Here is a 19088-nt window from a genome sequence, read left to right as displayed (position 1 = left end):
CCGGCAAGTTATTCGGGCAATGGGTTGTTGCGGCGCAGCTGACGGATCAGCCCGGCGTGGTCGAGTTCGCCGTCACCGGCCTCGACCATGGCGGCAAACAGGCTGTCCACCAGGCTGCCCACGGGGAGCGACAGACCAAGCTTTTGCGCCTGGGCGAGGGCGGTGCGGGTGTCCTTGAGTTGCCATTTGGCAGGACCGCCCGGGGTGAAGTCGTTGGTGAGCATGCGTTGCCCGTGTTGACGCCAGATCGGTGAGTCGACAAAGCCGCCCATCAGCGCTTCGTGGACCTTGGCCGGGTCGGCACCGCCCCGTTCGGCCAGCAGCAGGCCCTCGGCGACGGTGGCGATGGTGCTGGCGACGATCAACTGGTTGACCAGCTTGGACAGCTCGCCGGTGCCGGCCGGGCCGACATGTACCGGACGGCCCATGGCCGCCAGCACCTGGCGGCCCTGCTCGAAGGCGGCTACGTCGCCACCGACCATGATCGCCAGGCTGGCTTCCCGCGCCCCGCGCTCGCCCCCCGACACCGGAGCGTCGAGGTAGCGCAGGCCCAGCGCCGTGCAGCGGCGTGCCTGATCGGCGGCGGTGTCCACCGGGATCGAACTCATCACCACCACCAGCGCCCCCGGCGCCAGTGCCAGTGCGGCGCCGTTTTCACCCAACAGCACCTCGTCGCAGGTCGGGCCATCGCTGAGCATGCAGATTAGTACCTGGGCACCGTTTGCGGCTTGAGCCGGGGTCTGGAACACCTCGGCACCCTGTGCCGAGAGTTCCTGCACCTTGGCCGGCGAGCGGTTCCATGCCCGCACCGGGAAGCCTGCCTGCAGCAGGTTGCGGGCCATGGGCTGGCCCATGATCCCGGTACCGATAAAGGCTACGGTTGGCAGGCTCATGCTTTACCTCCAACAGCCGGAGCCATGGCGGCGCCAATCTGCGACACCTTGTTGCGCGGCATCAGCACCATGCCCAGACCGCCCAGACCGACCAGCGCTGCAATCACCAGGAAGCCCGGGGTGTAGCTGCCGGTCACGGTGAACAGGTAGCCGGTCAGGTAAGGCCCGATAAAGCCGCTGAGGTTACCGATGGAGTTGATCAGGCCAATCCCCACGGCCGCGCCAACGCCGGTCAGCACTTGCCCCGGTACGGCCCAGAACACGTTGATTGCGCTGTAAACGCCCATGGCCAGCAGGATAAAACCGACGACGATGATCCACGGCTGGTTGAGCCACAGCGCCACGGCGATCGAGACGGCGGCCAGCATGGCGGCACCGCCCGCATGCCAGTGACGTTCTTGCAGACGGTCGGAGCGACGGCTCCACCAGATCATCGCCACAGCGGCAACGGCGTACGGGATGGCAGTGATCAGACCGTTCTGCATCAGGCCGATTTCCAGCCCGAACGAGCCGCGGAACGATGCCAGTACCGTAGGCATAAAGAAGTTCATCGCGTTGGAGCCCGAGGTGATGCCGAAGTACACCAGGGCCAGCAACCACACCTGACGGTTGCACAGTGCCTTGCGGATCATCTGGCCCTTGGTCGGTTGAATGCCCACCACCAGCGGTTTGCTGCGTTCTTCCTGTGCCAGGGTGTTGATCAGCCAGTTGCGCTGTTTGTCGGTGAGCCAGTGGGCATCGGCCGGGTGGTCAGTGAGGTAGAAGTAGCACACCACACCGAGGATCACGGCCGGTACGGCCTCGACGATGTACATCAGGCGCCAGCCGACGAAGCCCCAGGCATCGCCCAGCTCCATCAGGCCCACCGACAGCGGTGCACCGATGATTTGCGCGATGGGTACGCCCAGGTAAAAGGTGGCGATCATGCGGGCGCGGTAACGGCTCGGGAACCACAGCGACAGCAGGTAAATGACCCCCGGGAAGAACCCGGCTTCGGCGATACCCAGCAGTACGCGCAGGGAGATGAAGTGCACGGGCGTCTGCAGGAAGCCCATGGCGCCTGCGATGATGCCCCAGGTCACCATGATCCGCGCAATCCAGACCCGGGCGCCGTAGCGGTGCAGCAGAATGTTGCTTGGCACTTCGAACATGAAGTAGCCGAGGAAGAAAATACCTGCGCCCAGGCCATAAATGGTCTGGCTGATACCGATGTCTTCGTTCATCCGCAGTGCGGCGAACCCGACGTTGTTGCGGTCCAGAAAGGCGACCACAAACAGCAGGATGAGAAAGGGGATCATGCGCCGGGTAACGCGCTTGATCGTCTGTTGTTCGATGTCCGAGATGTCGGGGAGCGGTGTGGTGGTCATATCGCACGGCCTCGTTTTTATTGTTGTGTGTAACGCGAGCTTGTTTTGCTTTTTGTGGGAGCGGGCTTGCCCGCGATGCAGGCACCTCGGTGTTTCAGTTAAACCGCAGTGATGCAATCGCGAGCAAGCCCGCTCCCACAGAGTTGTGGGGTTATTTGGGGGCTGTGTCCTCGATATGCGCGCGCACAATGGCGTCGAAATCAGGGTCGGCGGTAAAGCCCAGGGCGCGGGCGCGCGGGGCCTCTACCTTGCTCGGCCAGCTTTCGACGATGCGCTGGATGGTGGCGTCCGGCTCCCAGCGAATCAGTTTGACCACGTCGTCACCGGCAACCCGTTGCAGGGCACTGACCATGTCGGCCACGGTGGTGGTGACGCCCGGCAGCGGGATGATCCGCTGGTTGCCAAGGGTTTGCGGCGACAGGGTCATACCCAGCAGCATCGATTCGATGATGCGCCGCGGAGAGGTGAGGTACACCTGGGTGTCCGGGCGTACCGGGCACACGGCCGGCAGGCCCACCAGCGGCTCGCGGATGATCGAGCTGAAGAAGGTCGAAGCGGCCTTGTTCGGTTTGCCGGGGCGCACGGCCACCGTGGGCAGGCGCAGCACGCGGCCGTCCACAAACCCTTTGCGCGCATAGTCGGCCACCAGCAATTCGCCCACGGCTTTTTGCATGCCGTAGGAGGACTGCGGGGTGAGCACGGTGTTGTCATCCACCACGGCCGGCAACTCGCCGCCAAACACCGCGAAACCGCTGGCGTAAACGAAGCGCGGGGCGTTGCCCTGTTTGCGCAGGGTTTCGAGCAGCAGCATCAGGCCGTGCAGGTTGACCTGCATCCCGAGGTCAAAATCCGCCTCGGCGGCCGAGCTGACCACCGCTGCCAGGTGCCACACCAGATCCACACCATCGGTGACGCGGGCGATGACTTCGGGGTCGGCGACATCGCCCGTGACCAGTTCGATACGTGGGTCGGCGGGCAGGTCTTCGCCGGCAAAGGCGTCGAACAGCACGATACGTTCAATGGCCCGGGGTGCCTGGCCTTCGAGGGTCAGGGTGTTCAGGTCAAGCAGGCGCTGAGCCAGTTGTTTGCCGATAAAGCCGGTGCCGCCAGTGATCAGAATTCGCATGGGTTGTTCCTGTTTCTTATGATTGTTTTTTAAGTGTGCGGTGTATCAGTCGGCCTGCACGGTGCGCTGGCGCTGTTCGCCAAGGCCGCTGATGCCCAGGCGCATTTCCTGGCCGGCGCGCAGGTACACCGGCGACGGTTTGATGCCCAGGCCCACACCCGGCGGGGTACCGGTGGAAATCACATCCCCCGGTTGCAGCGACATGCAGCGGCTCAGGTAGGCAATCAGGGCCGGGATCTGGAACACCATGGTGCGGGTATTGCCGTTCTGGTAGCGCTGTCCGTCGACCTCAAGCCAAAGGTCGAGCTGGTGCGGGTCGGCGATTTCGTCGCGGGTCACCAGCCATGGGCCGAGGGGGCCGAAAGTGTCAAAACCCTTGCCCTTGTCCCAGGTGCCGCCACGCTCCAGCTGCCATTCACGCTCGGACACGTCGTTGATCACGCAATACCCGGCCACGTGGTCCATGGCGTTGCTTTCGTCGATATAGCGGCCGCCCTTGCCGATGACCACGCCCAGTTCGACTTCCCAGTCGGTCTTGGTCGAACCGCGGGGGATCTCGACGTTGTCGTTGGGGCCGCAGATGGCGCTGGTCCATTTGCTGAACACCACCGGCTCCGAGGGTACTGCCAGGCCGGACTCGGCAGCGTGGTCGGCGTAGTTCAGGCCGATGCAGATAAACTTGCCGACCTGGCCGACACAGGCGCCGATACGTGGCGAGCCAGTAACCAGAGGCAGGGTGGCGGGGTCGATTTTGCTCAGGGCGGCCAGGCTTTCGGGGTTGAGCGCGGAGCCTGCGACATCGGCGATATGGGCCGACACATCACGGATATTGCCTTGGGCATCGAGCAGACCGGGTTTTTCCTGACCTTTATCGCCGTAGCGCAGCAGTTTCATAAAAGCTCCTTTAGCCAAATAGAAGAAATCAGTGCTTTTTTTGGGAGCGGGCTTGCTCGCGATTGCATCACTGCGGTGCCACTGACACACCGGGGTGCCTGCATCGCGAGCAGGCTCGCTGCCACAGGGTTTCCCACAAAATTCTTAGTTACTCATCCCGCCATCAATCACCTGGATGGTGCCGGTGGTGTAGCTGCTGGCGTCGCTCGCCAGGTACAGGGCCAATTGGGCGATTTCTTCAGGGGTGCCGATGCGGCCCATGGGCTGGCGATCAACGAAGGCCTGATACACCTCGGCCTCGGAGCGCCCCTGTTCACGGGCCTGCTCGGCAATTCGTTGGCGCAAGGACGGGGAATCCACCGTGCCGGGGCAAATGGCATTGCAGCGAACTCCCTGGCGCACGTAATCGGTGGCCACGGATTTGGTCAGGCCAATCACGGCGGCCTTGCTCGCGGTGTAGGCAAAACGGTTGGGCACGCCTTTAACGCTGGAAGCCACTGACGCCATATTGATAATGCTGCCACCGCCCGCGGCCAGCATGCCCGGCAGGAATGCGCTGATCATGCGGTACATGGCCGTGACATTGAGGTCGAAGGAGAACTGCCACGCCTGTTCGTCACAGTCCAGCAGCGCGCCGCTGTGCACGTAGCCTGCGCAGTTGAACAGCACGTCCACCGTGCCGATCTGCTGGCTGATCGCTGCGATGGCCGCAGGCCGGGTCACGTCAAGCTGCAAGGTGGTGATGCCGGGGATATCCTGCAGCGCTTCGATATGCAGATCGGTGGCAAAGACCCGGGCGCCTGCATCGCGGAACGCCAGTACCGATGCCCGACCGATGCCCTGTGCCGCTGCGGTGATCAAAACGCGTTTGTTGGCGAGGATCATGGGAGGTTTCCATTGTTATTATTTGGCGCAACCGCTTCACACTAATGTTGCCCTGCGATAATCGCCAATGAGATATTCTCAAGCCTCAATAACCGGAGGTTATCGGATGGCGGACGTCGGATTTAATCAACTGTGTAACTGGCTGCGCTTTCGCCATCTGGTGCTGATCGGCACCCTGGCGCGCACCCAAAACATGCATGCCACCGCGCAGGAAATGAGCATCAGCCAGCCGGCGGTGAGCAAGATGCTGCGCGAGATCGAGCACCAATTGGGCTTTGAGGTATTTGCCAGATTGCCGCGCAGCATGACGCTCACCGACCTGGGCAGTCATGTGGCCCGGTTTGCCCAGATTGCATTGAATGACACCCAGCAATTTGTGGGGCAGATCAACCATCTGCGCCAGGGCGGTCACGGGTTGCTGAAGGTAGGCACCATCTATGCGGCGACGGCCATGGCCGTGCCCGCCGCCATTGTGCAGGTCAAGCAGGACTGGCCATTGCTCACCGTGCAAGTGCTGGAAGGCACCAGTGCCAATATGCTGACGCTGCTCGAGCACAAGGAGCTGGACCTGGTGGTCGCCCGGTTCACCCTCGACCGTCACCGTGAACTGTTTGATTTTCAGGCGCTGGCGCCGGAGCCGCTGTGTCTGGTCACGGGCAGCCGGCACCCGCTGGCCGGCGCCAGTGAAGTCCCGCTGGCCGACCTGGGCAGTTGGCCGTGGGTGATTTACCCCACGGGCACCCCGATGCGTGCCCGGGTGGAAAAAGCCTTTGTGGAAGCGGGCATGCAGACCCCGGAAAACACCGTGGAAACCGTGTCCTTGCAAACCACCATGCAACTGCTGCAAACCACACCGGCGGTGGCGATGCTGGCCGAGTCGATGGTCGAGCCGGAAATCCAGGCCGGGCGTTTGACGCGTCTGACGCTGCCGTTTCCGCTGGTGCTGGCCGATTACGGGGTTATCACCCGGCGCAACGAAGTTGCGCAGTGGTCGGCAAAAGCCTTTATCGATGCGCTGCTGAGCGGCCCCGATGCGCTGCGCGGCGCTCGCCAGACGCCTTGATAACCCGCAGTTATTGACTGATCCGATCTTGTGATTGGGCAGCGCGTAAAGCGCCTACTAGAGTGAGCGTCGCCCCACCTGCCGGGTAGGGGCGCAACCGCTCATGAGAGGCGCGTATGAGAACAATAAAAAGCTACAAAACCCTGACCATCTTCTTTTTGTTTCTGATCGGGGTCGTCAACTACCTCGACCGCAGCGCTCTATCCATCGCCAACACCACCATCCAGAAAGACCTGGCCATCAGCCCGATGCAAATGGGCGTGATGTTGTCGGCGTTTTCCGTTGCCTACGCCTTCTCGCAACTGCCACTCGGTGCCTTGATCGACAAGCTGGGCAGCAAGCTGGCGCTGGGCGGTTCGCTGGTGGTGTGGTCGGTGGCGCAGGCGGCGTTCGGGCTGTTCAGCAGCTACGGCCATCTGGTCGGCTTGCGGGTGTTGCTGGGCATTGGCGAAGCCCCGGTGTTCCCTTCGGCGGCCAAGGCATTGTCGGAGTGGTTCGACACCCAGGAGCGCGGCACGGCCACCGGCTGGGTGTGGTCCTCGACCTGCATCGGTCCGTGTCTGGCGCCGCCCTTGTTGACCGTGTTCATGGTGCATCTGGGCTGGCGCGGGATGTTTATCCTGACGGGCGTCATGGGCCTGTTGCTGGCGGTGTGCTGGTTCAAGTTCTACAAAAGCAAGGCCGAGTACATGGCTGAAACGGGGCGGGCAGAGCCGGTGGCCGTGCAGCAACAAAAGGCGCCGAAAGTGCGCTGGACCTCACTGTTCAAGGATCGCAACACCTGGGGTGCGTTTCTCGGGTTTATGGGCGTGATCTACATGATCTGGCTCAACCTCACCTGGCTGCCCGGCTACTTCGAACGCGAACACGGCCTGGACCTGTACCGCACCGCGTGGGTGGTCTCGCTGGCCTACCTGTTCGGCGCACTGGGCACCGTTGTTGCCGGCAAATGCTGCGACCGGCTGGTGGCACGGGGCATGCGGGTGCTGGCGAGCCGCAAGCTGATGGTGATTCTGGGCCTGCTTGGCGGTGCACTGTTTACCCTGATCGTGGCTTTTACCACCAACGTCGTGGCGTGCGTGGTCTTGCTGTGCCTGACCATGTTCTTTATCAACATCTCCAGCGCCACGGCCTGGATGATCGTCAACACCATCGTGCCTTCGGAGCGGGTAGCCTCGTTTGGTTCGATCCAGAACTTTGGCGGCTACCTGGCGGGTTCCATCGCACCGATCCTCACCGGTTTCAGCGTGCAGCAGAGTGGCTCGTTTTCCACTGCGTTCGTGATCAGTGCGGTGGTGGCGGTGTGTTCGGCATTTGCCTACTTTGCGTTGCTCAAGGAACCGCAAGTGCCGGTGGAGACGCTCAATGGTTCACCTGTAGCCGCGTGAAATGAAGTAACCCTGTGGGAGCGGGCTTGCTCGCGATGCAGGCGCTGCGGTGTATCTGAGCAACCGCGTCGATACCATCGCGAGCAAGCCCGCTCCCACAGGTTTTGTATCGTGTGAGGGATCAAAGCCATTTGGCATCCCACAAGGGATAATCGCCGATTCGTTTGACCAGTCCGGCGCGCAAAGGGTTGGCGATAACGTAACGCGCCACATGCTTGATGTCTTCGTCATGACGTAACGCATGGTCATGGTAGCCCTGCTGCCATCGACTGCCTGTTCTGCCTGTTACCTGATTGATGGCCCGGGTGCTCAACGATTTGGTGCGGCACATCAACTTATCAAGCGAGCCTTGCTCAAGGGTTATCAGCCAATGAAAGTGATCAGGCATGACTACCCATGCCAGCGATTCGGCAAGACCTTGTTCTTGTGCTTGTTTGAACTGCTCGACAACTTGTCGCCCAACACGCCAATTCAGAAAAATGGGCTCCCGATCCAGAGTGTTGGTGGTCAAGAGATAGATGCGATTCTGCTCGCTGTACCGACCACGGCGCAGGCGATGGGAAGCTGGAAGTAGAGGCATGACCAGACTCAATGAAGTTGATAAACCTCAAAGGCTAGTCACTGTCAGGCAGGCGTTACCGGCGATGGTTTAACCGTATATGTCATGGTGCATTATTTTTTGTGTGACCGGTGGCCTATGAGGAACCTGTGGGAGCGGGCTTGCTCGCGATAGCATCACTGCGGTGTAACTGAAACACCGAGGTGCCTGCATCGCGAGCAAGCCCGCTCCCACAGGGGGTTAGTTCCTCCACTTAGCTAACAGGCATCAAGGGGATTTGTGTCTGCAGATTTAACCCTGTGAACCGGCCACCCGTACCCCTTCAACCTGCTTGCCCGGCTCACGCCCAACCCTGGCCGAACGCACCAGCATCAACGCCCCCAGCACCGCCATCCCGGCCAGAAAGTACATGCCTGCATGGGGGTTATTGAAGTACCCCTCGGCCCAGGTTTTCACCGTTGGTGCCAGGAAGCCCCCGAGATTGCCCAACGCACCAATCACCGCAATCCCGCTGGCCGCCGCCGCGCCACTCAAAAAGCGCGTAGGCAAGGTCCAGAACAACGGTTGCACCGTGATAAACCCGGCCGCTGCAACACAGAACGCCAAAATCACCAGCGGCAAGCTGCCACTTAACGTCGAACCCACCATCCCCACCGCCGCCAATGCCAGCATCAGTGCGGCATAACGGGTTTGCTGGCCTTTGCGGTCGGCATGGCGGGTTACCAGATACAGCATGATCACGGTGGCAATCCACGGGATTGATGTCAGCAAGCCCACCTTCAAACCAATGCCTGTGCCCAGCAGTTCGGCGATTCGCGTCGGCAGGTAAAACAGCACGCCATACACGCTGACCTGAATGGTGAAGTAGATCAGGGTGAAGTACAGCACCACCGGGTTGAACATGGCTGCACGCCATGACGACGGACCCTTGTTGGCCTTGAGCTGCTGCTCTTTGTCCAGTTCGTGCTCGATCGCGGCCTTTTCTTCGGTGCTCAGCCACTTGGCATCCCGGGGTTTGTCGGTCAGGTAGAAGAAGGCAAAGACGCCGATGATCGACGCCGCCAAACCTTCGGTGACAAACATCCATTGCCAGCCGGTCAGGCCGAACTGGGCGCTTTCCAGCAGCCAGCCCGATACCGGGCCACCCACCATCAACGACACCGGCACGCCGAAGTAGTAGATGCCATAGGCAGAGCCGCGCTGGTTCTGCGGGAACCAGTAGGTCAGGTACAGCACCACGCCCGGTGACAGCCCGGCTTCGGCTACACCGAGCAGAAAGCGCAGGATGTAGAAGCTGGTTTCGTCGTGGGCAAACATCATCGCCGCCGACACCAGCCCCCAGGTGACCATGATCCGGCTTAACCAGATCCGTGCGCCGATCTTGTGCAGCATCAGGTTGCTCGGGACTTCAAATACCGCATAGCCGATAAAGAAAATCCCCGCACCCAACGCAAACGCCGCGTTGCTCAGGCCGGTGTCCGCCTGCAAGGCGTGTTTGGCAAAGCCGATATTGGAGCGGTCGATAATCGCCATGGCGAACATCAGCGCGACAAAGGGCAGGATGCGCCAGCGGATCTTGCTCAGCGCTTGTTGCAATACGGGGTTGGACATGGGGTGCTCCGTTTGTTTTTTTTATGGAGTACAGCGGTCAGATTTTTTTCAGGGCCGCCCGCGCATAGGCCGCGACGATCACAAAACAGCCCATCGGCAACAGGTACGCCACGGCGGTGGAGGAGTGGTCGGCCACCATTCCCATCACGTAGGGCAGCAGTGCGCCGCCGACAATGGCCATGATCATGAACGAGCTGCCGCGCTTGGTATGCGGGCCGAGGTTTTTCACGCCCATGGCAAACAGGGTCGGGAACATGATCGACATAAAGAAGAACATCGCCACCAGCGCGACCACCGAAACGCCTTCGAACCCCAGCACCACCACGGCGCTGAGCGCGACGTTGATCAGCGCGTAGATCAGCAGCAGGCGCTGGGCATTGACCCGGCCCATCAGCCAGGTGCTGAAAAAGCGGCCGAACATAAAGCTGAGCATGGCCACCGAGAGCAGATACGCGGCTTGCTGGCTGCTCATCTGTGCCCAGTGCTCGGTGACGTAGTTGATGAAAAACGCGCCCACGCCGACCTGTGCACCGACATAGAAAAACTGGGTGATTACCCCGGTGACAAACTCGCGGTGCTGCCACAGGGTTTTGTGGTCGTGCTGTTGGGCCTGGACTTCCTGCTCACGCAGGTCTGGCAGCGGGGTGCGGGCGATCAGGATGGCCACCAGCAGCACCAGGGCGGCAATCACCAGATAGGTCATTTGCAGCGATTGCGTGGTGTCAGTGCTGTTGGCGCCGCTGAAGAACAGCGCGCCGCCAATCAGGGGGCCGAAAAACTGCCCCAGGCCGTTGAACGATTGCGCAAGGTTCAAGCGTCGCTCGGCCCCGGCGGGGTCGCCCAAGACTGTGGCGTAAGGGTTGGCGGCGGTTTCCAGGCAACCCAGGCCGCAAGCGATCACAAACAGGGCGAACAGAAAGAACTGAAAGCTCTGCGCGGCAGCAGCAGGCATAAACAGCAGGGCGCCGGTGGCGTAGAGGCACAGGCCTAGCAGGATGCCGGCCTTGTAGCCGTACTTGTCCATCAGCAGCCCGGCGGGCAGGGCGATCAGGAAGTAGGCGCCAAAGTAGGCGCTTTGCAGCAGGCCCGATTGCGCCTTGCTGACGTGCAGGGTTTCCTGGAAGTGCTTGTTCAGTACATCGAGCAAGCCATAGGACAGACCCCAGAGAAAGAACAGGCAGGTCACCAGAATCAGTGCCCGGCGGTAGGACGTGACCGTACGGGTAAAAGGCGGTACTGCGACGTTCGAGTGCTTGAGTGACATGACGCATCTCCTTTTTATTGTTGTTAGAGCGGTGTTGCGTGGATCTACTTGTGGGTGCTGACCTTGTGGGAGCGGGCTTGCTCGCGATGGCATCACTGCGGTGTGTCAGGCAGACCGAGTCATCTGCATCGCGAGCAAGCCCGCTCCCACAGGGTCAGGGTCAGGGTGAATGGTGCAGGCTGAAAATCTGGCTCATCGACGCCCATTTTTCGCCGGGACGGGTCCAGGGTGTGGGCTGCTGGAAGCGCCACATCAGCGCTTCCCATTCCTGCACCCGAGGGTCGCTGGCTCCGGCCCGGGCAAAGGCTTCGGCGTTGAAGTCGGGAGCCGTGTCCATGACCATGAACAGCCGTGTACCCAGGCGCCAGATTTGCATGTCGAGCACGCCGTGCTGGCGCAGGTGGGCGCTGATCTGCGGCCAGATTTGCTGGTGCAAGCGTTCGTACTCGGCGATCAACACCGGGTCGTCGATCAGGTCCAGCGCCAGGCACTGGCGGCTCATGTCAGCGCCCGGTCCAGGTGGGTGTAGCCACCATCCACCACCAGCCATTGGCCTGTGGTGTGAGAGGAACGCGACGACAACAGAAACAGCACGCTGTCGGCGATTTCTTCAGCCGTGGTCATGCGCTGGCCGAAGGGGATTTTTTCGACGATGCTCGCCAGCTTGGCCTTGGGGTCGGCAAAGGTGTCGATCCAGCGTTCGTACAGCGGGGTCATGACTTCGGCCGGGATCACCGCGTTAACCCGAACCCCGTCGCCGAGCAACGAGGTGGCCCATTCGCGGGTCAGCGACAATTGCGCGCCTTTGGCGGCGGTGTAGCCGCTGGTACCGCCTTGGCCGGTGAGGGCGGTTTTGGAGCTGATATTGACGATGGAGCCGCGGGTAGCCTTGAGCGCGTCCACGCACAAATGGGTCATCAGGTAGTAGTGGATCAAGTTTTTTTCCAGTGACTCGACAAAGGCCGAGCGCCCGGCCTCAAGCCCTACGCCATCGTTGACCCCGGCGTTGTTGACCAGCCCGTCGATACGGCCAAAGCGTTGCAGCACGCTGGCGACGGCGGCGCGGCAGGCGTCTTCGTCGCGCAGTTCGACTTGCACAAACAGGCTTTGCGAGCCGCGCTGATCCAGTTGCCGCGCCAGCTCATCGGACAGCGGGCTATGGCCGAAAATCACCGGGGTCGCGCCTTCGTCGGCCAGCCCCAGGGTGATGGCCGCGCCAATCCCCGAGCCGCCGCCGGTGACGATAAAGACCTTGTCTTGCAGATACAGATTCATTGCATCGCTCCCTCAATGTTGTAGACGCGGCACGCCGTGCCACCCCAAATGGCCGCGCTTTGCGACACGCTGTCGACCAGGGCGCAGGTGTGCGCGTATTCACCGGCCAGCAGGCACACCGGCCAGTCGGAGCCGAACATCAGGCGTTCAGGGCCAAACAGCTCCAGGGCGGTGTGCAGATAAGGCGTCAGTTGCGCACGGCTCCAGTGTTGCCAATGGGCCTCGGTAATCAGCCCTGACAGTTTGCAGCTGACATGGGGCAGGGCGGCCAACGGTGCGAGCAGTTTGGCCCAGGCCTTCAAGTCGTTGGCCTGCACATCGGGCTTGCCCAGGTGATCGAGCACCAGATGATGCTGATCGTGTTGTTGGCACAATGTCGTTGCCACCCCCAGATCCGGGGCTTTGATCAGTACTTCATAGACCAGCCCCCGGCGCTGCAAGGTGGTTAGCCCCCGATTGAACGCCGGATTTTGCATAAACCCGGCGGGTGAGCTTTCGTCCTGCAACTGATGACGGAAGCCGCGCAAAACCGGGTTCTGCGCCCAGCGCTCCAGCGACTGTTCAAGGTCGTCAGAGCACAGGTCAACCCAGCCCACCACGGCACGAATCCACGGGTAGCGCTCAGCCAGTTCCAGCAGCTGACCGGTTTCGCTTTCACAGGCGCGGGCTTGCACGGCGATGCAGCCGTCCAGCCCGGCCGCATCCAGCAACGGCCGCAGGTCATCTGGCTGAAAGTCCCGGCGCAAACGGCCCATGTCGCGGCCTATCCAGGGATAGGCCGCAGCGTCATAGCGCCAGAAGTGCTGGTGGGCATCCAGCCGCAGCGGGAGGGTGGCAGCCATGATTCAGCCCCGATACCGGTACTGTTCGCGGGAGGCGGCTTTCATCTGGATCGAGAACCCCGGCGCCTGCGGTGGCATGTAGGCCGCATTGCGGATCACGCACGGGTCTTCAAAGTGCTCGTGCAGGTGGTCGACAAACTCCACCACCCGGCCTTCGTGAGTCCCGGCGATGCACAGGTAGTCGATCATCGACAGGTGCTGGACGTACTCGCACAGGCCCACGCCACCCGCATGCGGGCACACCGGCAGGTTGTACTTGGCGGCCATCAGCATCACCGCCAGCACTTCATTGACCCCGCCCAGGCGGCAGGCATCGATCTGCACCACATCAATGGCTTCACGCATGATCAGTTGCTTGAACACGATGCGGTTCTGGCACATCTCGCCCGTGGCGACTTTGACCGGAGCAACCCCAAGGCGGATTTTGCGATGGCCTTCGACGTCATCCGGGCTGGTGGGTTCTTCGATAAACCACGGGTTGGCGAACGACAGTTCACGGACCCAGTCGATGGCCGCGTCGACTTCCCAGACCTGGTTGGCGTCGATCATCAGCTTGCGGTCCGGGCCCAGCACTTCGCGGGCGATGCGTACGCGGCGGATGTCGTCCTGCAGGTCGTGGCCGACTTTCAATTTGACGTGGGAGAAGCCCGCGTCGACCGCTTCCTGGCACAGCCGGCGCAGCTTTTCATCGGCATAGCCCAGCCATCCGGCGGAGGTGGTGTAGCAGGGGTAGCCGTCGGCTTCGAGCAGCGCCAGGCGCCCGGCCTTGCCATGAGCGCGCTCGCGCAGCAGGGTCAGGGCTTCGGCGGGGGTGATGCAGTCGGTGATGTAGCGGAAATCAATGCAGCGCACCAGTTGCTCGGGGCTCATGTCGGCCACCAGGCGCCACACCGGCTTGCCTTCGGCCTTGGCCCACAGGTCCCAGGCGGCGTTGACCACCGCGCCGGTGGCCAGGTGAATCGCGCCCTTGTCCGGGCCGATCCAGCGCAGTTGGCTGTCGCTGGTCACGTGGCGCCAGAAGCGGCCCATGTCTTCGGCGATCCATTCCAGTTTCAAACCCACCAGCAGGCTGGACAGGGCCTTGATCGAGGCGCAGCAAATCTCGTTGCCGCGACCGATGGTGAAGGTCAGACCGTGGCCTTCCAGGCCCGGGGTGTCGGTGTCGAGAATGACGTAGGCCGCGGAGTAGTCCGGGTCCGGGTTCATCGCATCCGAACCGTCCAGCGATTGCGAGGTGGGGAAGCGGATGTCTTCAACGCGCACGGCGGTAATGGTGGTCATGGTTCAGCTCCCTGTCAGTCGGCATTCACGGTGCGTTGGTTTTGTTCGCCCAGCCCGCTGATACCCAGGCGGATATGCTGGCCGGCGCGCAGGTATACGGGGTCGGGCTTGATGCCCAGACCGACGCCGGGCGGGGTGCCGGTGGAGATCACGTCACCCGGTTGCAGGCTCATGAACTGGCTGAGGTAGCTGATGATTTTCGGGATCTGGAAAATCATCGTCCGCGTGTTGCCGTTCTGGTAGCGCTTGCCGTCCACTTCCAGCCACAGGTCGAGCTGGTGCGGGTCGGCGATTTCATCCCGGGTTACCAGCCACGGGCCAAGGGGGCCGAAGGTGTCGCAGCCTTTGCCCTTGTCCCAAGTGCCGCCCAGCTCCAGCTGGAACTCGCGCTCGGACACATCGTTGATCACGCAATAACCGGCCACGTGCTCCAGGGCGTCGCTTTCGCTGATGTAGCGCCCGCCCTTGCCGATGACCACGCCCAGTTCGACTTCCCAGTCGGTTTTGCGCGAGTTGCGTGGAATTTCGACGTTGTCGTCGGGGCCGACAATGGCGCTGGTCCATTTGCTGAACACAACAGGTTCGGCAGGGATTGCGGCACCGGTTTCGGCGGCGTGGTCGGCGTAGTTCAGGCCGATGCAGATAAATTTGCCAACCTGGCCGACACAGGCGCCGATGCGGGGCGAGCCTTCAACCAGCGGCAGGGTAGAGGGGTCGATGTCTTGCAGGCGGGCAATGCTTTGCGGGCTCAGGGTTTCGCCTGCGATATCCGTCACCACAGCGGACAAATCCCGCAGTTGGCCGTTGTTATCGAGCAGGGCAGGGCGTTCCTGGCCTTTTTCACCGTAGCGCAGCAGTTTCATAAGTAATCCTTTTTGGAGAGAGGCGGGACCCTGACCTGTGGGAGCGGGCTTGCCCGCGATGGGATCGCTGCGGTGCGTCAGACAAACCGCGTCGTGCGCATCGCGAGCAAGCCCGCTCCCACAAAGTCAAAGTCAAAGTCAAAAGCGCAGGAGTCAGTTGCTCCAGCCGCCATCAATAATTTGCGCGGTACCGGTGGTAAAGCCGCTGGCACTGGACCCCAGGTACAGCGCCAGCTGGGCGATTTCTTCGGCGGTGCCGATACGGCCCATGGGCTGGCGCGCGGCAAAGGCGGCGTACACCTCGTCTGTACTGCGGCCTTCGCGCTCGGCTTGTTCGCTGATGCGCTGACGCAGGGAAGGGGAGTCGACGGTGCCGGGGCAGATGGCGTTGCAGCGGATGTTCTGGCTGACGAAATCGGCCGCCACGGAGCGGGTCAGGCCTATCACCGCACCTTTGCTGGCGCAGTAGGCAAAGCGGTTGGGGACGCCTTTGACGCTGGACGCCACCGACGCCATGTTGATGATCGAGCCGCCGCCGTTGCTCAGCATGGCCGGCAAGAATGCGCGGATCATGCGGTACATGGCCGTGACGTTGAGGTCCAGGGCGAAGCTGAAGTCCTTTTCGCTGCATTCCAGGATGTTGCCGCTGTGCACTACGCCGGCGCAGTTGAACAGCACATCCAGCGGGCCAAGCTCTTTGGCCAGGCGCTCAATGGCAGCGGCATCGGTGACGTCTAAAAGAAGTTTGTGTGCGCCTTCGAGGGTGTCGAGGGCGGTGGCATTGATGTCGGCGGCGAATACTTCGGCGCCAGCAGCGAGGTAGGCCTGGACGCTGGCCAAGCCAATGCCCTGAGCGGCTGCAGTGATCAGCACGCGTTTGCCGGAAAGATCCATGGGTGCTCCGTGACGCTGTCGATTGTTTTTATTGTTTGACCTGCTTTACTTCGGCCTAATGGTCAGGCCATTGCAGGCGTAGCAAATGGCAAAACGACGCAAGTGTCTGGATAAGGTTTGCTATGATCGCTTTACGTTATCCGTCCAATGGTCAGGCCATTGGGCCTTTTGTAGCATGCACCTCAAGCATCAACAAGCGTCTTTTTTGTGCAAAAGTGCTTGTCGACAGCTGTCCACACCAGAGCCAATTTCACAATGCCATTTCAAGTTATTGATAACCAAAGGCTTTATCGGCAGATCGCCGATCAGCTACGCGCGTTGATCGACAGCGGCGAATTCCCGCCGGGCAGTCGTTTACCCGCCGAACGCGAACTGGCCAAGTTGCTGGGCGTGAGTCGTGCTTCGGTGCGCGAGGCGATGATTGCGCTGGAGGTCATAGGTCTGGTGGATGTGCGCGTCGGTAACGGGGTGCTGGTCTGTGAGCCGCCGGTGCAAGCGGTGTCGGATGAGCCGGTGATGGCTCAGGTCACGCGCAACCAGTGGAAAGAACTGGACCCGGAGCTGGGGATCGAAGTGGATTTCAGCGCGGAAATCCCGCCGTTCGCGTTACTCCAGGCCCGGCGCCTGATCGAGCCCGAGGCCGCAGCGCTGGCGGCAGTGAATGCCAGCGACGAAGAGCTGGCGGGCATCCGCGAAGCGTTCGAGCGCAATGTGCAGGACAATCGCGACGATTCTCACACTCACCCCGGTGACCGTCTGTTCCATATCCGCATCGCCCAGGCTTCGGACAACCCGGCCTACGCGTTGATGATTCAACATCTGTTGGGCCATCGTTACGGCAGCATGTTCCAGCGTCTGCAAAGCCATTACGGCTCGGGCGACATGCCCCATCGCTCGGAAGATGAGCACCGGCGTGTGCTGCAGGCACTGGAGCAACACGACCCCGACGCCGCGCGTCAGGCGATGGCCGAGCATCTGGATGAAGTGATCCGTATCTTCAGCCGCAGCGCTCAGTAAACCGTGACGATTACAGCCACGATTCGCTAATGCGCCGGTCCAGTTCTTCCAGGTCCGCCATGCCCAGCACCCGGGTGGTGTTCAGCCCGCGCAGGTAGCCGCGCAGCTGTTGCGCGGTGGCGTGCTGTATGGCCGGCGGTTGTTGCTCGTCGTGCAGCACATCGGCATAGAGCGGCAGGTAATCGGCTACCCGGTCGCGGTACTCGGGCAAGACGGCATCGAGAATCAGGTCGAAGGTTCGCAGTTTTTGATTGGTATTCAAGAGGCACCCTTTGTGAGATGACGGGCTGTTGTTTTGGTTACCAGCCGTTTCAATGTATCTCACGCAGGAGCTGGCAGGCCAGCTCCTTCAGGGGGTGGATTACTGGAAGGTATAGGGCGTCAGCGCGGTCGGGTCGATGTTCTGATCGACTTTGGCCATGGCGTCCTTGAGCGGGCAGAGCAGGCCTGCGCTGGTCTTGCGGCAGCCCTTGGCGCTTTCGAAGTCACCCTTGAGCGGTTTTTGTGTGCCGTCCAGTGAGGTCAGGTTGCGGATCTGGTCCATCGACTGCGCTTCAAAGGCGATGCGCAAAAAGTACTCGCCGGTTTTGACTTCCTTGTAGCGCTCAAACTGCAACGTACCAACAGGCGGGATGTTGTTTTCCAGGTAGTCCCCCAGTTTCCAGCCGAAACCGAGCATGGTCCGCAGGTAGGAAATGTTGGTGTCGTGGGCCACCAGCAGCATCAACGGTACATCGGGCGGGGTGCTGCTGGTCGTGGTGGTGGCCAGTGACGTGCCTTGCTTGAGTTCCAGCGAGATCTGGTTCATCAACTCGGAGGCGCCACGGCTGGCGATATAAGGGATGTCGTTGAGGAAGTCGTATTTGGCCTTGGTCAGCAGCATCAGGCTCGACACCTGGCTGGCGGTGCGGGCGTGGCCGAACGCGACTTTATCGAGAGGCAGGCCCTGGCTGTATTCCAGGCGGAACACTTCACCCATATTGGCGCCTGCGCTCAGGCCCTTGATCGAGAAGCGGCCCTTGGCGTTTTGCTCCAGTTGCCACGCCTGTTTACCGTACGGGCAATCGGCGGCGGGCAGGCAGGCAACCTCCCGCAGTTTTTCTTCATAGGGTTTGTAGCGCGCTTGTGCGGCTACGACGCTGCCGCCCAGGGCCTTGAGAATCTGGGCCCTGGCTTTTACCGGGTCGAGGGCGGCAAAGGGCATTTCATTGGCCTGGAACAGGGCGTCCTGCTTGCCGGCGACATAGGTCGGCTGCAAGCCACAGCCCGGGAACATGCCGTCGAGCAAGGCCTGGGCAGTGGCTTTGGTGCGTTGCAGGGGGCTGGCGTGTACCAGCAGATTTTTAGCGTCCGGGCAGCCCTGGGGGATGAGCCCGGCGGTGCGTAATACCTGGCCACGGTAGCGGCCCATTTCGACGGCGCCGGTGTAGCCGTGGCCGGTCAGATTGCCCAAGGGCACCAGCCAGGTCGGCCATTGACGCTGGGTCACGGAGGACAGCAGCTTTTCGTTGGATTCGGTGGGCGGGCGCACCCCGTGACGGCTGACTTGCACTACTTTATCCAATACGTAGCCATCGCTGGTGGGTGTCTGGGCAAAGGCGGTTGGGCTGATCATGCTGGCCAGCAGCAGGCCGGCGTACAGAGGGGGCGACGTCTTCATCGGTTTTCCTTTTAGTCATCCTGGACACAGGGCGCAGAGTCTAGTTGGCAAATTCCGGTGTGGGCCACAATCCTCGCCGGAGGATTTATTGGGTGCTCGCTTGAAATCCCGAACAGGTGATGCGTATTTTGTACACTTTGCCGTTCGCGGCCTGCACCACAACAAGGAAAGCGTCATGACGACCGATGGCCAGGGCTCACTCGCAC

Annotated in this window: 19 protein-coding genes; 3 read left to right on the top strand and 16 right to left on the bottom strand. The window is 61.6% G+C overall.

Annotated features, from left to right (window positions below; all coding sequences use genetic code 11):
- Positions 1-8 precede the first annotated feature (8 nt).
- The 5 genes from ACZRMS_RS15415 to ACZRMS_RS15395 all read right to left on the bottom strand — a co-directional run bounded on the left by ACZRMS_RS15415 (position 9) and on the right by ACZRMS_RS15395 (position 5165).
- Complete coding sequence (locus ACZRMS_RS15415; protein WP_463995936.1) at positions 9-893, bottom strand: NAD(P)-dependent oxidoreductase; 885 nt, start codon at positions 891-893, stop codon at positions 9-11.
- The gene (locus ACZRMS_RS15410; RefSeq protein WP_463995935.1) at positions 890-2260 is read right to left on the bottom strand and encodes an MFS transporter; all 1371 of its coding nucleotides are present in this window, start codon (positions 2258-2260) and stop codon (positions 890-892) included. Before ACZRMS_RS15410 ends, ACZRMS_RS15415 begins: the two co-directional genes overlap by 4 nt.
- A 151-nt stretch (positions 2261-2411) precedes the next feature.
- A complete protein-coding gene (denD, locus tag ACZRMS_RS15405; RefSeq protein WP_463995934.1) occupies positions 2412-3386 on the bottom strand; it encodes a D-erythronate dehydrogenase in 975 nt (324 codons plus the stop codon).
- 45 nt (positions 3387-3431) lie between these two features.
- On the bottom strand, positions 3432-4280 hold the full coding sequence (locus ACZRMS_RS15400; RefSeq protein ID WP_463995933.1) for an ureidoglycolate lyase: 849 nt from the start codon (positions 4278-4280) through the stop codon (positions 3432-3434).
- A gap of 144 nt (positions 4281-4424) precedes the next feature.
- Complete coding sequence (locus ACZRMS_RS15395; RefSeq protein WP_463995932.1) at positions 4425-5165, bottom strand: SDR family oxidoreductase; 741 nt, start codon at positions 5163-5165, stop codon at positions 4425-4427.
- A gap of 106 nt (positions 5166-5271) precedes the next feature.
- Between ACZRMS_RS15395 and ACZRMS_RS15390 the strand changes: the two genes are divergently transcribed.
- Positions 5272-6228, top strand: a complete 957-nt coding sequence (locus ACZRMS_RS15390) for a LysR family transcriptional regulator (protein ID WP_463995931.1) — start codon at positions 5272-5274, stop codon at positions 6226-6228.
- Between the two features lie 116 nt (positions 6229-6344).
- Positions 6345-7616: an MFS transporter gene (locus tag ACZRMS_RS15385; RefSeq protein ID WP_463995930.1), complete on the top strand. Its 1272-nt coding sequence runs from the start codon at positions 6345-6347 to the stop codon at positions 7614-7616.
- A 121-nt stretch (positions 7617-7737) separates the two neighbouring features.
- Here ACZRMS_RS15385 and ACZRMS_RS15380 read toward each other — a convergent pair whose 3' ends face one another.
- The 9 genes from ACZRMS_RS15380 to ACZRMS_RS15340 all read right to left on the bottom strand — a co-directional run bounded on the left by ACZRMS_RS15380 (position 7738) and on the right by ACZRMS_RS15340 (position 16205).
- On the bottom strand, positions 7738-8196 hold the full coding sequence (locus tag ACZRMS_RS15380; protein ID WP_463995929.1) for an REP-associated tyrosine transposase: 459 nt from the start codon (positions 8194-8196) through the stop codon (positions 7738-7740).
- A 270-nt stretch (positions 8197-8466) separates the two neighbouring features.
- Entirely contained in the window at positions 8467-9786 is a 1320-nt protein-coding gene (locus ACZRMS_RS15375) for an MFS transporter (protein WP_463995928.1), read from the bottom strand.
- Between the two features lie 37 nt (positions 9787-9823).
- Positions 9824-11050, bottom strand: coding sequence for a sugar MFS transporter (locus ACZRMS_RS15370; RefSeq protein ID WP_463995927.1), 1227 nt, complete (start codon positions 11048-11050; stop codon positions 9824-9826).
- Between the two features lie 160 nt (positions 11051-11210).
- Positions 11211-11552: an L-rhamnose mutarotase gene (locus ACZRMS_RS15365; protein ID WP_261739277.1), complete on the bottom strand. Its 342-nt coding sequence runs from the start codon at positions 11550-11552 to the stop codon at positions 11211-11213.
- Entirely contained in the window at positions 11549-12325 is a 777-nt protein-coding gene (locus tag ACZRMS_RS15360) for an L-fucose dehydrogenase (RefSeq protein WP_463995926.1), read from the bottom strand. Before ACZRMS_RS15360 ends, ACZRMS_RS15365 begins: the two co-directional genes overlap by 4 nt.
- Positions 12322-13167, bottom strand: coding sequence for an amidohydrolase family protein (locus ACZRMS_RS15355; protein WP_463995925.1), 846 nt, complete (start codon positions 13165-13167; stop codon positions 12322-12324). Before ACZRMS_RS15355 ends, ACZRMS_RS15360 begins: the two co-directional genes overlap by 4 nt.
- A 3-nt stretch (positions 13168-13170) precedes the next feature.
- Positions 13171-14448: an L-fuconate dehydratase gene (locus ACZRMS_RS15350; protein WP_463995924.1), complete on the bottom strand. Its 1278-nt coding sequence runs from the start codon at positions 14446-14448 to the stop codon at positions 13171-13173.
- A gap of 14 nt (positions 14449-14462) precedes the next feature.
- Positions 14463-15311: a fumarylacetoacetate hydrolase family protein gene (locus ACZRMS_RS15345; protein ID WP_463995923.1), complete on the bottom strand. Its 849-nt coding sequence runs from the start codon at positions 15309-15311 to the stop codon at positions 14463-14465.
- 153 nt (positions 15312-15464) lie between these two features.
- Positions 15465-16205: an SDR family oxidoreductase gene (locus ACZRMS_RS15340; protein ID WP_463995922.1), complete on the bottom strand. Its 741-nt coding sequence runs from the start codon at positions 16203-16205 to the stop codon at positions 15465-15467.
- Positions 16206-16460: 255 nt separating this feature from the next.
- On the opposite strand from ACZRMS_RS15340, the gene ACZRMS_RS15335 reads away from it, so the two are divergent.
- Positions 16461-17222, top strand: coding sequence for a FadR/GntR family transcriptional regulator (locus tag ACZRMS_RS15335; protein ID WP_463995921.1), 762 nt, complete (start codon positions 16461-16463; stop codon positions 17220-17222).
- A gap of 10 nt (positions 17223-17232) precedes the next feature.
- Here the strand turns inward: ACZRMS_RS15335 and ACZRMS_RS15330 are convergent, their stop codons facing one another.
- Positions 17233-17484: a hypothetical protein gene (locus tag ACZRMS_RS15330; RefSeq protein WP_463995920.1), complete on the bottom strand. Its 252-nt coding sequence runs from the start codon at positions 17482-17484 to the stop codon at positions 17233-17235.
- Between the two features lie 99 nt (positions 17485-17583).
- Positions 17584-18882 carry a histidine-type phosphatase gene (locus tag ACZRMS_RS15325; protein ID WP_463995919.1) on the bottom strand — a complete coding sequence of 433 codons (1299 nt, stop codon included), beginning with the start codon at positions 18880-18882 and terminating at the stop codon, positions 17584-17586.
- Between the last annotated feature and the right edge of the window lie 206 nt (positions 18883-19088).

Source organism: Pseudomonas sp. B424, assembly GCF_055408345.1.
This window is presented reverse-complemented; position numbering and strand designations above follow the sequence as displayed.

Excerpts from the sequence above, each read along its gene's own strand:
- ACZRMS_RS15370 (WP_463995927.1), bottom strand. The coding sequence starts at position 11,050 with ATGTCACTCAAGCACTCGAACGTCGCAGTACCGCCTTTTACCCGTACG.
- ACZRMS_RS15400 (WP_463995933.1), bottom strand. The coding sequence starts at position 4,280 with ATGAAACTGCTGCGCTACGGCGATAAAGGTCAGGAAAAACCCGGTCTG.
- denD (WP_463995934.1), bottom strand. The coding sequence starts at position 3,386 with ATGCGAATTCTGATCACTGGCGGCACCGGCTTTATCGGCAAACAACTG.
- ACZRMS_RS15380 (WP_463995929.1), bottom strand. The coding sequence starts at position 8,196 with ATGCCTCTACTTCCAGCTTCCCATCGCCTGCGCCGTGGTCGGTACAGC.
- ACZRMS_RS15410 (WP_463995935.1), bottom strand. The coding sequence starts at position 2,260 with ATGACCACCACACCGCTCCCCGACATCTCGGACATCGAACAACAGACG.
- ACZRMS_RS15325 (WP_463995919.1), bottom strand. The coding sequence starts at position 18,882 with ATGAAGACGTCGCCCCCTCTGTACGCCGGCCTGCTGCTGGCCAGCATG.
- ACZRMS_RS15360 (WP_463995926.1), bottom strand. The coding sequence starts at position 12,325 with ATGAATCTGTATCTGCAAGACAAGGTCTTTATCGTCACCGGCGGCGGC.
- ACZRMS_RS15390 (WP_463995931.1), top strand. The coding sequence starts at position 5,272 with ATGGCGGACGTCGGATTTAATCAACTGTGTAACTGGCTGCGCTTTCGC.
- ACZRMS_RS15395 (WP_463995932.1), bottom strand. The coding sequence starts at position 5,165 with ATGATCCTCGCCAACAAACGCGTTTTGATCACCGCAGCGGCACAGGGC.
- ACZRMS_RS15375 (WP_463995928.1), bottom strand. The coding sequence starts at position 9,786 with ATGTCCAACCCCGTATTGCAACAAGCGCTGAGCAAGATCCGCTGGCGC.
- ACZRMS_RS15385 (WP_463995930.1), top strand. The coding sequence starts at position 6,345 with ATGAGAACAATAAAAAGCTACAAAACCCTGACCATCTTCTTTTTGTTT.
- ACZRMS_RS15345 (WP_463995923.1), bottom strand. The coding sequence starts at position 15,311 with ATGAAACTGCTGCGCTACGGTGAAAAAGGCCAGGAACGCCCTGCCCTG.
- ACZRMS_RS15355 (WP_463995925.1), bottom strand. The coding sequence starts at position 13,167 with ATGGCTGCCACCCTCCCGCTGCGGCTGGATGCCCACCAGCACTTCTGG.
- ACZRMS_RS15415 (WP_463995936.1), bottom strand. The coding sequence starts at position 893 with ATGAGCCTGCCAACCGTAGCCTTTATCGGTACCGGGATCATGGGCCAG.
- ACZRMS_RS15340 (WP_463995922.1), bottom strand. The coding sequence starts at position 16,205 with ATGGATCTTTCCGGCAAACGCGTGCTGATCACTGCAGCCGCTCAGGGC.
- ACZRMS_RS15365 (WP_261739277.1), bottom strand. The coding sequence starts at position 11,552 with ATGAGCCGCCAGTGCCTGGCGCTGGACCTGATCGACGACCCGGTGTTG.
- ACZRMS_RS15350 (WP_463995924.1), bottom strand. The coding sequence starts at position 14,448 with ATGACCACCATTACCGCCGTGCGCGTTGAAGACATCCGCTTCCCCACC.
- ACZRMS_RS15335 (WP_463995921.1), top strand. The coding sequence starts at position 16,461 with ATGCCATTTCAAGTTATTGATAACCAAAGGCTTTATCGGCAGATCGCC.